This window comes from Sphingomonas abietis (assembly GCF_027625475.1).
Classification (GTDB): domain Bacteria; phylum Pseudomonadota; class Alphaproteobacteria; order Sphingomonadales; family Sphingomonadaceae; genus Solisphingomonas; species Solisphingomonas abietis.
Genome location: NZ_CP115174.1, coordinates 2,126,868 through 2,140,964, shown reverse-complemented (window position 1 = coordinate 2,140,964; position 14,097 = coordinate 2,126,868). Strand labels below are relative to the sequence as shown.

Genomic DNA, 14,097 nt, shown 5'->3' with positions numbered 1-14,097 from the left:
TTGGGCTATTTGCCGTTCGAGCCCAATGCCGCCCATCTGTTCTTCCAGCTGGTATCGCGCCGATACGAGCGGGGAGCCATGCTGATCACGTCCAATCGCAGCGTGGGGGAATGGGGAACGGTTTTTGGAGACCCGGTTGTCGCGACGGCGATCCTGGACCGTTTGCTTCACCACAGCCACGTCATCACCATCCGGGGTGATAGCTACCGACTACGCGAAAAGCGTCGCAGCGGCCTTTTGCAAAAGGCCGCTGCGACGCTTGAACCGGTTACAGTTTGATCAACGAGGGGCCCAGTTCTCAGTGTCGCCACCGGCCCAGTTCCCGACGTCGTTTGACAGACCACGCCCGCCGATCTTGAGGCTGTTCTGCGCGTCAGCGATCGCCGCACCCTGTTGGGGGGTCATCGTCAGCGCCGGATCGGAGGTCGTCTGATGCGTCTCGCCGCACCTGCCCTGCGGCAAAATCGCTCATGCATTCTCTTCCGACGCTTTTCGCCACCATGCCCGGGGGTTCGGCAAGACATTCAATCTGGAGCGTGATCGCTGCTTCATCGGATTCGCATGCCAGCGCAGCCCTGCAGAAGTCCATGCTCCGGGCCCATGCGTCGATCTGAGGGGTTCTAGGGGTCAGGATTAGGCTCTTCGGGGGACACATGACGGCGAAGATCGACAGGGCGAGTGTCCTTGATGGGGCCAGGACGCTCAAGATGGCGCGGTCCGCCCATGCCTATGTTCGGGGCAATACCGTCAAATTCTACGAGTGGCTCTCCTCCTCGCCGGCTGCGGCAAAGCTTCCGGAGGGACCACCCATCTGGATTTGCGGGGACTGTCATTTGGGAAACCTCGGGCCTCTCTCCGACGGTCACGGGCGCGTGGAAATGCAGATCCGTGATCTCGACCAGACGGTCATCGGCAATCCTGCCCTGGACATCATCCGGCTCGGACTTTCATTGGCCAGTGCCGCGCGTGGCTCCGACCTGCCGGGCGTGACGACGGCGTTGATGGTGGAGTCGATGGTCGATGGCTACGAACAGGCGCTCGGCCATCCCGATGATGGGATCGAAGATGCGGGTCCGGAGCCCGATGCGGTCCGCACCGTTCGCCGCCATGCTCTGGGACGGCGCTGGCGACACCTCGCGCGCGAACGCATCCGCGACATCGAGCCCGCCATCCCGCTCGGCAAGAAATTCTGGGCGATCGAAGACGACGAGCGCGCCGCGTTGCGCAACGTGTTCGCCGATCCACGGCTCGCGAGCACTGTATTGTCGCTCGAGGAAGGCGAGCAGGACGTCACGACGCGATTGGTGGACGCAGCCTATTGGATGAAGGGCTGCAGTTCGCTTGGCCTCCTCCGCTACGCCGCGCTCATTGCGATCAAAGGCGCATCGAAGCGAGAAAAATACGCGCTGATCGATCTTAAAGAAGCCGTTGCTCCTGTAGCGCCCGTGGCGGACCCGGCATCCATGCCTTCGGATCCAGCTTTGCGCGTCGTGACAGGCGCACGGGCGCTCTCGCCGAACCTGGGCGATCGCATGGCAGCGACGACGATGTTCGATCGATCGCTCTTCGTGCGCGAACTCATGCCGCAGGACCTGAAGCTCGAGGTCGAACAGTTCAGCCGTAGCGAGGCGGTTCGCGCTGCTCGCTACCTCGCCTGGGTTGTGGGGCACGCACATGCCCGCCAGATGGACGCGGTAACCCGCTCGAGATGGCGTGGTGCGTTGCTCGAGCATCGCGGCGCCGACATCGCCGCACCGTCCTGGCTCTGGAAGAGCGTGGTCGATCTGTCCGGCACGCACGAAGCCGCATATCTCGAGCATTGCCGGGCATATGCCCTCGCTGGAAACGCCGAACAGACCGCTGGTTAGGTGCCGGGCGGATCAGCGATAGGCATCGCGATCAGGCTCCAGGCGCATACATCTGTTAGACCGTTCACGGAGGCATTCCAGTGGAAGAGATCGCTGGCTGGATAGCGCCCGCCGCCACGATGATCGCCGCGGTCATGACCGCGGCCAACCTTGGCACGCGGGTGACGGGGTGGGGCTTCGTCGTCTTCACGATCGGCGCGATCGGCTGGTGCGTCGAGGCTATTCTGACGCACCAACCGAATTTGCTGTGGTCGAACGCCTTCCTGGGCGTTGTCGACGTGGTCGGGGTCTACCGTTGGCTCGGCCAGCGTGCGAAACTGGAGGACGGTGCGCGGGCGGCTGTCGAGAAGAGCGGAAGCAATCACAATCCCCTGTTTCCGGTGATGTCTCTCGAGGGTCGGCCGGTCGAAGGCAGCGATGGTCAGACATTCGCACACATCGTCGGTGCGATGGCCGAGTGCGCAAGCGGCAGGATCGCCTACCTCGTCGTGCGACGCGGCACATCCACAGGCCTAGGCGCGGCGCTTCGTGCCATCTCGTGGGAGGACATGCAGGCCGGAGAAACATTCCGGACGCGGCTATCGCCGAACGAGATCGACCAGCTTCCGACCGTCGACCCAAGGGATTGGCCGGAGCGCGAGCCTCGGGCTGTCGCGGGGTCGGGGGGATGACGCAGGATGCCAGTAACGAGGCAATAGACGCGGTATCCAATTGGTACGATTGCGTGATCGTCGGAGGCGGCCCCGCCGGGCTGACCGCGGCGATCTATCTTGCTCGTTTCCATCTCGCCGTCCGCGTCCTTGATGCGGGCCAGAGTCGGACCCGGCTGATTCCTAAAACCCGCAACCATGCCGGATATCCCGGCGGTATCGCGGGTATTGAACTTCTGAACCGGATGGCGGCCCAGGCCGAGGAGTCCGGGGCAATCCTCACCAACGGACGTGTGCACGATCTGGTGAAGCACGAGGACGGTTTCCTCATACGATGTGAGGACATGAATTTGCATGCCCGCTCCGTTCTGCTGGCCACGGGCGTCACTAACCGCCGCCCGGAGATGACGGTGGACCTGCATGACGAGGCGCTGGGCCGCGGCTTGATACGCTATTGCCCGATCTGCGATGGCTTCGAAGTCACCGACACCAGAGTCGCCGTGATCGGAACAGGAAGTCACGGCCTTCGCGAAGCGATCTTCCTTCGTAGCTTCACCGCCGACGTCACGTTGATCGCCCCGGACGGTCCACATGCTCTCGAAGATTCCGACAGACGAAGCGCGGCAGAAGCCGATGTGGTCCTGATCGATGGGCCGGCGGACGACTTCAGCATCGACGACGCCAGGTTGAGCCTCGCGACTGGTGCCGGTCGTCTCTCCTTCGACAGCATCTATCCGGCGCTCGGATCGATCATCCGGTCTGAGCTGGCTAGACCCACCGGCGCGGAGATGTCGGACGAGGGATGTTTGCTGGTCGATGCCCACCAGCGCACGACCTGCGCTGGTCTCTATGCGGCTGGCGATGTCGTGCTAGGTCTGGACCAGATCAGCCATGCGATGGGCGAAGGTGGTGTGGCCGCAACCACGATCCGGAACGATCTGGCGAAGCTCAGACCATTATTGAGATAACGGCTTGGGAAGGGCCTAACCGGCTTAGATAGCGGGTTAGCCCTTGCCAGCGGTCATGATCGAGCAGCCCGGCCCATCCATCATCGCGCTCGGCCTCTCAAGAAGAGGAACCGGTCTTCGGCTTGCCGGAAGAGCCGCCGCTGTCTGGCCCGTTGTCATCGGTCGGCTGCGCTCCCTCCGGCGGTACGGTCGGGTCGGTCGCTTCGTTGGCGGGCGCCTTCTTCGGATAGCCGGCGGTCAGCACCACGCGTAGACCGATCACGAGGGCGTTGCGGACCTGCGCTTCGGCCGAAGGATGAACAACATATTGGAGGTCTGGCTGCAGCGCGACCGTGTCGTGCACCTTCACCTGATAGGACAGTTCGCAGCTCGTCTCTGCGCCTCGCAAGTCGAAGGTGTGCCTCGCCGGGTTGCCGTTCTCAGCGCGCGCGATCGCGAGTCCGATACGATCCTCGGGGCGTCCCGCGACCACGCCTTGCCCGACGAGACCTGCACCAAGATAGCGGCTCACTTGCTGCGCCGCCCCGTTCGCCACGCCGACGCGCGCCCAGGCGCTCCATTTGTCGAGCTTCGGGATTGGTCCCTCGATCGAGAGGTAAGCGCCCTGGTCTGCACCCCTGTCAGACGCTTGTGCTCCGATAGCAGGCACCAGCGTACTGTAGCGCCAGACACCGGCCTCGATCTTGGCCTTGTCGGAAAGGTGATAGTCGGCCTGTCCGATCAGCAGCGCGCCATCAGTCCGGCCTAGCTTCACGGACACGAACGCGTTGGGGTCGTTCGGATCACCCGGCACGCCGTCAAAAGCGGCGAGCCGGAACGTCCAGGCCTTGGACGGCAACCAGCTGATCCGAAACCCCAGCGAGCTGATGGGATAGATCGACGGGCCGTTGCGACCACTCCGCGCGAGATCGGCAGCGATCCCCTGCGAGGAGTTGACGAACAGGCTCGATGTCTGGATCGAGTCATAGTCGGAGTTCAGGTCCATCAAGCCGAAGCGAAAGGCGAGCGAGCGGTCCTCGTCGCCGAACTTCTTCTCGATCCAGCTCTCGAACAGACGCGTCACGGGACGCGCGTCGATGCTGTCGACGGTCTGGATGTCTCCGACCTTATCACTCAGGCTGTTGCCGTCGGTGCGGAATATCTGCAGGTGAAGGGTCCAGCCGGTCAGACCGAGCCGGTCCCCCGCGAACGAGCCACCGAGCTGGAGCTTGTTGAGGACTGCAGTACCGGTTCTCCTGCCTCCCGCGGCATTGTCCCAGAAGTCTGCGGTATCACGCACCGAGACGGTAAGGATGGGTGGGACGTCATCCGCCTTCGCTGGCGACATCGCGACGAGGCCGACCCCGCCGCCGACTAGGACACAAAGGGCATGCCTCACTGTGCGACGATCATCGCCACCGCGGCTGCTGCCATGATGATCGTTGCCGCCCAGCCGAAGAACAGCAAACGAGGCTTCGCGGTGAACTTGCCCATCGCCGAGCCACGGCTGACCACCAGCATCATCGCCGCCATGATCGGCACGGCGACGAAACCGTTGATCACCGCGCTGTAGAACAGCGCCTTGATCGGATCGAGCGGCGACCAGTCGATCGCTATGCCGAGCAGGGTCGCAAGCCCGATGACGACATAGAAGCCGACCGCTTCCCAGGGCTTGTGTTCGAGCCCGCATTTCCAACCACGGGTCTCACCGATCGCATAGGCGGCGGAGCCTGCCAGCACGGGTACCGCGAGGAGACCGGTGCCGATGATGCCCAGCGCGAACAGCAGGAAGGCGAACTTGCCGGCGACCGGCTGCAAGGCTTTGGCCGCATCAGCGGCAGTCTGGATGCCGCTATGGCCGGACGCATTTAGCGTCGCTGCCGTGCCGATCATGATCGCGAGCGCGACGAGGTTGGAGACCGCCATGCCGGCGAAGGTGTCAAGCCGCATGCGCCGGAACTCGCGGCGCGCTTGCCAGGGCGCGTCAACGAGGGGCTCGGCCGCATCATTCTGATCTACTTCCTTAACTTCCTGCGCGCTTTGCCAGAAGAAGAGATAAGGGCTGATGGTGGTGCCGAAGATGGCAACGACGGTGACCAGCGCATCCTTTCCATCAATTACGGGCCAGACCAGCCCCTTGGCCGCCGCAGCCCAGTTCAGCTTCACCATGAACAGGAGGGCGACATAGGCCAGCAGGCTGAGCGTCACCCATTTGAGCAGGTTGGAATAGCGGCGATACGGAATGAACATCTGGAGAAGGAGCGATACGACGGCGAACAGGATCGTGAAGATATGTCCGCCCGTGCCCACGACGAGCTCGGCCGCATCGCCCATCGCCGCGATGTCCGCACCGATGTTGATCGTATTGGCGACGAACAACAATGCGACAAGCCCGGTCACGAACCAGCGCGGCAGGATCTCGCCCATATTCTTGGCGAGGCCGCACCCGGTGACCCGTCCGATATGTGCGCTGACCAGCTGGATCGCGGTCATCAGCGGATAGGTCAGCACCATCGTCCAGAGCAGGTGAAAACCGAACTGGGCGCCGGCCTGAGAGTAGGTGGCAATTCCGCTCGGATCGTCGTCGGCGGCGCCGGTGACTAAACCAGGCCCCAGCTGTTCGAACAGGGCGATCGATCTGACGCGGGCTCCGACTTTCAAACGATCCTCCCTCAGCCTGCGGCTTTTTGTCCCGGCCGGCTGGCTTCACTCAGACGCGCTGCAAGCGCCTGACTTGAAACGATATGGAGGCGCAACCTTAACGAAGCGCCTCCACCGTGTCGGTTACTGGCCGCTCGTCGACACGTTGCCCTTGAAGTCGAGTGCGACGTTGACCGTCCGGCCATCCTTGTGCGCGGTGCCGCGCCAGATGCCGTCATCACCCTTCTTCAGCGGTGATACGGCCGTATAGCCGGACTTCGCGATGTGCTCGCGGGCCTGCTTCTCGGTGAACGAGTTGTGGCCGGCCTCAGCGGTCCCGTCATTGACGGTATGCGCCGTCTTGATCGCCGATGTGGACCTGGCCGCCTGCGACTGGGCAAATGCGCCGGTAGCGAATGTGAGTGCCGCTGCAATGGACGCACAAATCAACGTCTTCATGATCATCATCCTTGAAAGAGGTTCAGAGGCGGCGATACCGCTCCTGCTCGGCTTCGATCTCGTCGGCCGAATATTCCGGTGCGGCGGCGTCGAAGCCGTTCCAGCCCTCGTTGCGATACGCAGCACGCCGGGACGTCAGATCGACGCTGCGATCGTCGTTCAGGATCCTGCGCGCCGTCGGAACGAGGTCCTCCTCGACCTTCGCCGTGACGAGACTGCCGCCACGTCGCACACCTTCGGCGTAGACATGTGCGTCCTCCTCGGGAACACCGGCATGAGTGAGCGCGCCGATGAGGCCACCGGCGGCCCCGCCGATCGCGGCACCGCCAACAGCACCCACCGCCGTCGCTGCGAGCCAACCGGCTGCAACGACCGGGCCCAGGCCCGGAATAGCGAGCAGTCCAAGTCCGGCAAGCAGGCCACCGACGCCGCCAACAGCCGCTCCGATGCCAGCGCCCTTGCCGGCGTCCTCGCCCGCCTCGGATGCGACCGCATCTGCCTTGTGGGCGCCGCGCGCATTATTCGCGACGATGCTGATGTCGCGGTGGGGAACGCCGCTCGCCTCAAGATCCTGGACGGCGCGGCGCGCGTCGTCATATTGGTCGAACAAGCCTGTAAGGGTCTTTGTCATGTCGCTCTCCTGAAGTGTGTCGTTGAACGCTAATTCCGGACCCGTCGCGCTCAGCGCGCCGTGCCGCGGATGACGAGATGATAGATGACCAGCACGACCACGGCGCCGACGACGGCTACGAGCAGGCTGTAGAGGTTGAGACCCGACACGCCCGCCGCGCCGAACTGGTTGAACAGGAAGCCGCCGACGACGGCGCCGACGACGCCCAGCACGATGTCGAGCAACACGCCCTCACCGGTGCGGTTGACGATCTTGCTACCGATGAATCCGGCGATCAGACCGAGAATGATCCAGGCGATGATGGACATGTTGATCTCCCACGCAATGGACGGACCACTCCGCCGATGAAGAATCTAGTGTGTCTCTCGAAGCCCCCAAAGATGCACAGGCACCTGAGGTGTTAGTGCCTGCGCACCTGATGGTCGCTTTTATTGGTCGTGCCTGCCGAGATGATGGCCACGATCGCGCGCCCAGATGATCGCTTCGCCCCGGTTATGCGCTCCGATCTTGGCATAGAGCCTCGCGACGTGGTTGCGCACGGTGTTTCGCTTGAGCGCAAGCGCATCCGCGATCGCATCGTCGCTTTTGCCTTTTGTAATGAGTCTCAAGACGTCGCGCTCGCGTGGCGTAAGCTCGACTCCCACGCCCGATGATACCGACGGCTCCGCCGGCGCGCGGAGCGCCGCCAGACGATCCATGATCTTCCGACTGAGCCAGGTGGAATCCTGCATGGCTCCCTCGATAGCGGCGATCAGATCCATCTCGGTGCGCTTGCGATCGCTGATGTCCTGGAACGCGCCGAGGATGCAATATTGGCCGTTGATCATCACGGTTTCGGCCGAGACGAGGCAAGTGACGAGCGTCTCGTCCTTCGTTTTCAGCTGAAGTTCGTAGCCGCGGAACGAGCCGCTCTCGGTGATCTTCTGTTCGATCTCGCGGCGGGTCGCCGCCGTCTCCCAAAGCTCAATGTCCGACGGCTTTCGGCCCACCACCGCCTCATAGCCCCACCCGCTGATCTCGAGGAAGGCATGATTGACGTTGAGGATGCGGTGGCCATCGAGGCTCGTCAGCATCATCGGCACCGGCGCGAAGCGAAATGTGGTGGCGAACCGCTCTTCGCTCTGACGCAGCGCCATTTCGGCCCTTCGACGCGGCTCGAGATCGGCGAAGGTGAAGATCATGCAGGGCTCGTTATTCATCTCGGCCGGATGTCCTGCCAACAGCACGAGCTTGGTGCCGCCGCCGGGCGTCGGCAGTTCCGCCTCCATTTGCGGGATGGTATGGCCCTTCTTGAGCAGCGCCTTCGCCAGGTCCTTCGATTCCGCCGCACCCAGGATATCGACATCATAGATGGTGTGACCGACGATGTCGTCGCGGCTCCATCCCGAAAGTTCGAGGAAGCCTTCGTTGACACGAACGAAGCGATAATCATCCAGCCGCGCGATCAAGGCCGGGGCAGGATTGGCGTTGAACATGCTTTCGAAGCGCTCTTCCGCCTCGAACGCCTCGGTCGCGTTGGTGATGATCAGCACGAGGCAGTCGGCCTCGTCGGCTCCATGAGGAACGATAATGCCGCGGTTGCGATGGATCCAGTCCGGTTCGGAGCGCCCCGCCCTGCAGACGTCGACGACGACATCCTGAAATGCTTCGCCCCGGCACAAGCGGGCAATGGGATAGGCGTCGGCAGGAACGGTTCGGCCACCATGATAGGCGAGGTCAAAATGCTTGCGATACGCGGCGACAGTCCGACCAAGTTCGTCAAGCGTGCGAACGCCGTGCATCGCGAGCGCAGCTTCGTTCGCCCAACTTATGCTCCCGTCCGGTTCGACCAACGTCACCCCGTCGGACAGCTGTCCGATGATCGCATGCAGCTGCGAGCGATCGGGTTGTCTCTTGTCTTGTTCCGATTTCGCCACCAGCCATCCTCGCATGCCGCACATCAGCAAACGCACGGACGGAGTAATTGCCGCAGCATCCGAGAATATGGATCACTATCTGGCAAGGCAGGTACGCTCGACATTTCAAGCACCTCCGATAACGGCGAGATCCTCTTGATATGGATGGAGCGTAGTGGGCGCCACTGTGGCGCGGGTCGTGGGGCGCATGGATCCGGAACCACGCTTATCGAGCGCCGCGTGAAGCGGCAGCTCGGTGGCTCGATCTCATATGAATGGTCGAGCGGAAGCTAACCGCACCTCTCTGGATGCACTGAAAAAACTGAGAGACTGAAAATGCAGGATCTTGAAGAACGCGACGTTCCCGGCACGCACCGAATTCAGTGGCCGATCGTTGATGGGAACGAGGAGATATATCATGGCTACAACACCCCAGGGCGAAGAACCCGGCTTCGAAAGCGACGTGGATGAGCTGCCGAAGGACCGGGACAATGGCTCGCCGAACACCCTTGAGGAAGATCCAGACACAGCCAAGGCGGATGAAGAGGACGCTAACCTCAAGGCGCAGAAGGATGCGGCCGAAGAGCGTAAGTAAGGCGGATATCAATAGCTGTCCGGATTACCGGCTAGTGACCGGATGACACTGAATGCCCGGGAGACGTACCGACTATTCGGTAAAAAGGCTATTTGGATAGTTTTGACTTTGGCATCGGCGGAAATGTCTCATGCCCTTGTGCGCCGGGCCATATAGTTCCGTCATCCAGGTGCGACGGACGGAGATCCACGCGTCACTGATGCAGACCGAACTTGATTTAATATAATCGGTGCTTTGCTGGATAGGCTAGAAAGTCGCCGGCTGGCGTCAGCTACGGCATCCGATGTCCGCACCATAATTGTGCCAGCCGGCATGTCAGGAACCCAGTCAATGCCGTCCGCAAGCTCAAGTGCCGTCGCTCCCGCGTCTCCCATGCAGACCGCCCAAGCGGACCTTCGCGTCGTACCACCCGATACCGGAACTGGCCGCCGCCCGTGCAACGAGTTCGATCTTCGTGCGATCGAGGCCGACATCGATCATATGGGCCACGTCAACAACGCGGTGTACCTAAGCTGGGTACAGGATGTCGTCGTCAAGCATTGGGCGGGTCTCGCATCGGATGTTGAATTGGCAACGACAATCTGGGTCGCGATCAAGCATGAGATCACCTATCGTCGCCCGGCATTCCTTGGGGATGCCCTGTCCGCGACCGTTGCCGCGACCGGCTTCCAGGGTGCGAAGGCAATGTTCGACACGGTCATTCGCCGCGGTGATCAGATTGTCGCCGAGATCAGGTCGGTCTGGTGCAGCATCGATACAGCAACCAGGCGACCGAAGCGGGTCGCCCAAGAGGTCGTTCGGCGTTTCAGTAACGCTTCGCTCGGTGTCGCGTGAATGTGTGAAGGCACAGTCTTGGGCGGTGCAGGTGCCGCACCGACGCGTCGCTCACCGGTGTGGTGGTCGACCTCGTTGCATGAGAACCGAGATAGACGATCAGCTTTGATCTGCCGACGCTTGTGAGAGCATTGCGCGAAGGACCTTTTGCATGAAGCTCCTGATCAGGCACGAGACACGCTATCAGTTTCGGCAGCCGGTGACACTGATGGCGCACCGGTTGATGATGACGCCGCGTAGTGGTCACGACCTGACCCTGCTCACATCAAGCCTGTGCTGCACGCCGACGGCAACCTTTCACTGGTCGCAGGATGTCTCCGGGAACGTCATTGCCACCGCGAACTTCGATCGGCCCACCGACAATCTCCAGATTGTAGGGCAAGCCGAGGTCGAGCAATGTGCACCGGCTTGGCCGGTTCTGCTCATTGACCCCGCTGCACATAGCTACCCTTTTTCCTACGCCGCGGCCGACCTGCGAGATCTGGGCGCGCTTTCGTCGGCAGACGCGATCGCCCCTCGGGTCTGTCAGTGGGCAGACGCCTTCGTCGCCGGGGTACCGACCGACACCCTGTCCCTGCTTAAGGATCTCAATGCAGGGGTCCTGGGCGCGGTCGCCTACCGGGTCCGGGACGAAGAAGGCACCCAATCACCTGAGCAAACTCTCGAGATCGCGAGCGGTTCATGCCGCGACATCGCGGCGCTTTTCATTGCCGCCGCCCGCCATCTTGGCTTTGGAGCACGAGCGGTATCGGGATATCTGTTCGACCCCGATCCGATCTCACCGGACGGCGGGTCGACCCACGCCTGGGCTGAAATCTTCCTCCCGGGCGCAGGATGGATTGCCTTCGACCCCACCCACCGCCGCATGGTGGCCGCAAATCTGATCGCCGTTGCGGTGGGTGAAAGCAACCAGCGCATCATGCCCGTAACGGGTGGCTATCTCGGGACGCCGGACGATGCGCTCTCCATGGATGTCGTAGTCCACGTGACGCAGTGATGATGCCGTGTCGGAGGAGCCGACAGCGCCATTCGCAAGCCGGGGTCGCCTACCGCGCAGCACCGAGCGGCGACGCATCATAGTCCTTCAGAAGCGCTGCGGCGTCGTCATAGAGAGCGATCGCGCCAGCCCCGTTTAGCACCTCGTCGGTGAACTTGCCGGACCGCAGCCCAATCGCGGCGATGCCACATTTCGCGGCCGCCTCTATGTCGTAGGGCGTGTCGCCAATGACGACGACGTCGCTCGGGCCGAGCGGCGCAACCTTCTTCAATGCGATCGCAAAGATATCCGGCGCTGGCTTCGTGTTGCCGACATCGTCGGCGCTGGTCGTCGCGCTCACAAGCCGGCGCGCGTGGAGCAAATCGAGATAATGGTCGAGCTGGCCCTGTGAGGCGGAAGAAGCGAGAACGACGGTCTGGCCGCCCTCCGCTGCCCGCTTCAACAGCGCATGGGCATCGGGGAAGGGCACGACCATTTCGAGAAACCTCGACTTGAACGCCGCGCCCTGCGCGTCGGCAAGCGCTTCACGCTCGGCCTTGCTAGCATTTGGCAAAAGCGCCGGGATGAGCATGTCGGCGCCCTTGCCGATCTGACCATGGATTTCCGATCGTTCAAAATGGACGTCGATGCTCGCAAACGCTTCTTCCCACGCGAGGACATGCATATCGTTGCTGTCGACGAGCGTACCGTCGATGTCGAAGAAGATCGCGGAGTACGCCATCAGCAGATCGCCTTTTAAAGGATCGCCCATCGCCATGCGGCGATGGGCGATCGGATCACGCCGCTTCGGCGTGCAGATTGACGCCGGTTTCGGCGAGCTTCGTCATATATTCGTCGCCACCGTAGATTTCCTTGGTAGCCTCACGCAGCTTCTTGTTGTCGTCCTTGAGCCCTAAAGCCTTCGCATAGGCAGCGGCCGTACCGAAGCCGGCTATGCCATAGTGAGTCATGCGCTGATACTGCGCGATGATCAGGACATCGAGAAGCGGGCCCTTGGCGGGCCCCTCTTCGAGCAAATGCTTGGTCGCTTCCGCGACCAGACCCTCCATGCCCTTGCAATGCTCCTTGGAGACCTTCTCATCCTGACCGGCGATCAGTTCCTTGAGGATGTCGGTATGCTTCATGATGCCCTCATGCGAGCTCGACAGCATATCCTTTAGTGCCGGATCGCTGGCCTTCGCTGTGATCTTCTTGAGAAGGCGTGCCATCTGGTCATTGGCGGACCAGAGATCCTTCAGTTCGTCCGTGTAGATTTCCTTGAGGTCTTCGGGCGTTGACATAGTAATTCCTTACTTGTTGGAGTTTTCCACCGCACCGGTTGATCAGGAAAAGACCGGCTGAGACGGCTCTGAAGAATGCCCTAAGCGAGCCGCGGACCCGCCACCGAGGAGGATATGGTCAGAGCCCCGGCCGCAATACGACCTTGATCACGCCGTCCTCCTTGTCGCGGAACTTGGCATACATCTCGGGCGCGTCTTCGAGGCTTGCGGGGTGGGTCACGACGAAGCTGGGGTCGATGTCGCCGGCCTCGATGCGGGCGAGCAACGGCTTGGTGTAGGCCTGGACGTGAGTCTGGCCGGTTTTGATCGTCAGCCCCTTGTTCATCATCGCGCCGAGCGGGATCTTGTCGCCCATGCCGACATAGACGCCGGGGACGGAGACGGTGCCACCCATCCGGCAGCTCATGATCGCTTGGCGGAGCACATGGACGCGATCGGTCGCAAGCATGGTTGCAGCCTTGATCTTGTCGAGCACGGCGTCTGCGCCGCCATGGCCTGCGGCCTCGCAGCCGACGGCATCTATGCCGCTGTCCGGGCCGCGCCCCTTGGTGCGGGCCTGAAGCTCGTCATAGACATCGGTCTCGGCGAAGTTGATCGTCTCGGCACCGCCAGCAACCGCCATAGCGAGCCGCTCGGGCACCTCGTCGATCGCGATCACCCGACCAGCGCCGAGCATCAGGGCCGAACGGATCGCGAATTGCCCGACCGGCCCGCAACCCCAGACTGCGACGGTATCGCCCGGCTCGATCTGTGCGTTCTCGGCGGCCATGTATCCGGTTGGGAAGATATCCGACAGGAACAGCGCCTGCTCGTCGGTGACATTGTCCGGCACCTTGATGGGCCCGATATCGGCCATGGGCACGCGCAGATACTCGGCCTGCCCGCCGCAATAGCCACCCAGCATATGGCTGAAGCCGAACAATCCCGCAGGCGAGTGACCCATCGCCTTGACCGCCATTTCGGCATTGGGGTTGGTGCGCTCACACGCTGCAAACAGACCCTTCTGGCAGAACCAGCATTCACCGCAGCTGATCGTAAAGGGGACGACGACACGGTCGCCGATCCTAAGGTTGGTGACCTCGGAACCGAGCGCCACGACCTCGCCCATATTTTCATGGCCGAGAATGTCACCGGCTTCCATCGTTGGCTGATAGCCATCGAGCAGATGGAGATCGGACCCACAGATCGCGCAAGCGGTCACCTTGATGATCGCATCGCGCGGATGTTTGATTTCGGGATCAGCGACGGTGTCTACGCGAACGTCGCCCTTACCGTGCCAGCACAGTGCACGCATCGTTCAG

At 62.2% G+C, this 14,097-nt stretch carries 16 protein-coding genes; 7 read left to right on the top strand and 9 right to left on the bottom strand.

The annotated features are described in order from the left end of the window. The 4 genes from PBT88_RS10290 (at nt 1) to PBT88_RS10275 (ending at nt 3,486) form a co-directional block, all read left to right on the top strand. The gene (locus PBT88_RS10290; protein WP_270079075.1) at nt 1-279 is read left to right on the top strand and encodes an ATP-binding protein; all 279 of its coding nucleotides are present in this window, start codon (nt 1-3) and stop codon (nt 277-279) included. 374 nt (nt 280-653) lie between these two features. Then, the gene (locus PBT88_RS10285) at nt 654-1,868 is read left to right on the top strand and encodes a DUF2252 family protein (RefSeq protein ID WP_270079074.1); all 1,215 of its coding nucleotides are present in this window, start codon (nt 654-656) and stop codon (nt 1,866-1,868) included. Nucleotides 1,869-1,948: 80 nt separating this feature from the next. Beyond that, on the top strand, nt 1,949-2,539 hold the full coding sequence (locus tag PBT88_RS10280; protein ID WP_270079073.1) for a PRC-barrel domain containing protein: 591 nt from the start codon (nt 1,949-1,951) through the stop codon (nt 2,537-2,539). Next, entirely contained in the window at nt 2,536-3,486 is a 951-nt protein-coding gene (locus tag PBT88_RS10275; RefSeq protein WP_270079072.1) for an NAD(P)/FAD-dependent oxidoreductase, read from the top strand. The genes PBT88_RS10280 and PBT88_RS10275 overlap by 4 nt, the downstream gene beginning before the upstream one ends. Before the next feature lie 97 nt (nt 3,487-3,583). On the opposite strand, the gene PBT88_RS10270 is transcribed toward PBT88_RS10275, so the two are convergent. From PBT88_RS10270 to PBT88_RS10245, 6 genes are all read right to left on the bottom strand, one after another. Beyond that, nucleotides 3,584-4,765 carry a carbohydrate porin gene (locus PBT88_RS10270; RefSeq protein ID WP_270079071.1) on the bottom strand — a complete coding sequence of 394 codons (1,182 nt, stop codon included), beginning with the start codon at nt 4,763-4,765 and terminating at the stop codon, nt 3,584-3,586. Nucleotides 4,766-4,860: 95 nt separating this feature from the next. Further along, complete coding sequence (locus PBT88_RS10265; RefSeq protein WP_270079070.1) at nt 4,861-6,126, bottom strand: NRAMP family divalent metal transporter; 1,266 nt, start codon at nt 6,124-6,126, stop codon at nt 4,861-4,863. A 123-nt stretch (nt 6,127-6,249) separates the two neighbouring features. Then, nucleotides 6,250-6,564 (bottom strand): hypothetical protein, encoded by a 315-nt coding sequence (locus PBT88_RS10260; protein WP_270079069.1) that lies wholly within the window; start codon nt 6,562-6,564, stop codon nt 6,250-6,252. Nucleotides 6,565-6,586: 22 nt separating this feature from the next. Continuing rightward, nucleotides 6,587-7,174 (bottom strand): general stress protein, encoded by a 588-nt coding sequence (locus tag PBT88_RS10255; RefSeq protein ID WP_270079068.1) that lies wholly within the window; start codon nt 7,172-7,174, stop codon nt 6,587-6,589. Between the two features lie 71 nt (nt 7,175-7,245). Further along, nucleotides 7,246-7,503, bottom strand: a complete 258-nt coding sequence (locus tag PBT88_RS10250; RefSeq protein WP_270079067.1) for a GlsB/YeaQ/YmgE family stress response membrane protein — start codon at nt 7,501-7,503, stop codon at nt 7,246-7,248. Nucleotides 7,504-7,623: 120 nt separating this feature from the next. Next, nucleotides 7,624-9,147, bottom strand: coding sequence for a helix-turn-helix transcriptional regulator (locus PBT88_RS10245; protein ID WP_270079066.1), 1,524 nt, complete (start codon nt 9,145-9,147; stop codon nt 7,624-7,626). A 361-nt stretch (nt 9,148-9,508) separates the two neighbouring features. Here PBT88_RS10245 and PBT88_RS10240 point away from each other — a divergent pair, with 361 nt between their 5' ends. The 3 genes from PBT88_RS10240 (at nt 9,509) to PBT88_RS10230 (ending at nt 11,516) form a co-directional block, all read left to right on the top strand. Beyond that, complete coding sequence (locus PBT88_RS10240) at nt 9,509-9,685, top strand: hypothetical protein (protein ID WP_270079065.1); 177 nt, start codon at nt 9,509-9,511, stop codon at nt 9,683-9,685. A gap of 372 nt (nt 9,686-10,057) precedes the next feature. After that, on the top strand, nt 10,058-10,519 hold the full coding sequence (locus PBT88_RS10235; protein ID WP_326521580.1) for an acyl-CoA thioesterase: 462 nt from the start codon (nt 10,058-10,060) through the stop codon (nt 10,517-10,519). Between the two features lie 151 nt (nt 10,520-10,670). Continuing rightward, complete coding sequence (locus tag PBT88_RS10230) at nt 10,671-11,516, top strand: transglutaminase family protein (protein ID WP_270079064.1); 846 nt, start codon at nt 10,671-10,673, stop codon at nt 11,514-11,516. A 49-nt stretch (nt 11,517-11,565) separates the two neighbouring features. On the opposite strand, the gene PBT88_RS10225 is transcribed toward PBT88_RS10230, so the two are convergent. The 3 genes from PBT88_RS10225 to PBT88_RS10215 all read right to left on the bottom strand — a co-directional run bounded on the left by PBT88_RS10225 (nt 11,566) and on the right by PBT88_RS10215 (nt 14,090). After that, nucleotides 11,566-12,273 (bottom strand): HAD family hydrolase, encoded by a 708-nt coding sequence (locus PBT88_RS10225; RefSeq protein ID WP_270079063.1) that lies wholly within the window; start codon nt 12,271-12,273, stop codon nt 11,566-11,568. A 19-nt stretch (nt 12,274-12,292) separates the two neighbouring features. After that, nucleotides 12,293-12,796 (bottom strand): ferritin-like domain-containing protein, encoded by a 504-nt coding sequence (locus PBT88_RS10220; protein WP_270079062.1) that lies wholly within the window; start codon nt 12,794-12,796, stop codon nt 12,293-12,295. 118 nt (nt 12,797-12,914) lie between these two features. After that, nucleotides 12,915-14,090 carry a zinc-dependent alcohol dehydrogenase gene (locus PBT88_RS10215; RefSeq protein ID WP_270079061.1) on the bottom strand — a complete coding sequence of 392 codons (1,176 nt, stop codon included), beginning with the start codon at nt 14,088-14,090 and terminating at the stop codon, nt 12,915-12,917. Nucleotides 14,091-14,097: the final 7 nt, after the last annotated feature.

Excerpts from the sequence above, each read along its gene's own strand:
- PBT88_RS10285 (WP_270079074.1), top strand. The coding sequence starts at position 654 with ATGACGGCGAAGATCGACAGGGCGAGTGTCCTTGATGGGGCCAGGACG.
- PBT88_RS10275 (WP_270079072.1), top strand. The coding sequence starts at position 2,536 with ATGACGCAGGATGCCAGTAACGAGGCAATAGACGCGGTATCCAATTGG.
- PBT88_RS10260 (WP_270079069.1), bottom strand. The coding sequence starts at position 6,564 with ATGAAGACGTTGATTTGTGCGTCCATTGCAGCGGCACTCACATTCGCT.
- PBT88_RS10250 (WP_270079067.1), bottom strand. The coding sequence starts at position 7,503 with ATGTCCATCATCGCCTGGATCATTCTCGGTCTGATCGCCGGATTCATC.
- PBT88_RS10240 (WP_270079065.1), top strand. The coding sequence starts at position 9,509 with ATGGCTACAACACCCCAGGGCGAAGAACCCGGCTTCGAAAGCGACGTG.
- PBT88_RS10235 (WP_326521580.1), top strand. The coding sequence starts at position 10,058 with ATGCAGACCGCCCAAGCGGACCTTCGCGTCGTACCACCCGATACCGGA.
- PBT88_RS10230 (WP_270079064.1), top strand. The coding sequence starts at position 10,671 with ATGAAGCTCCTGATCAGGCACGAGACACGCTATCAGTTTCGGCAGCCG.
- PBT88_RS10225 (WP_270079063.1), bottom strand. The coding sequence starts at position 12,273 with ATGGCGATGGGCGATCCTTTAAAAGGCGATCTGCTGATGGCGTACTCC.
- PBT88_RS10220 (WP_270079062.1), bottom strand. The coding sequence starts at position 12,796 with ATGTCAACGCCCGAAGACCTCAAGGAAATCTACACGGACGAACTGAAG.
- PBT88_RS10215 (WP_270079061.1), bottom strand. The coding sequence starts at position 14,090 with ATGCGTGCACTGTGCTGGCACGGTAAGGGCGACGTTCGCGTAGACACC.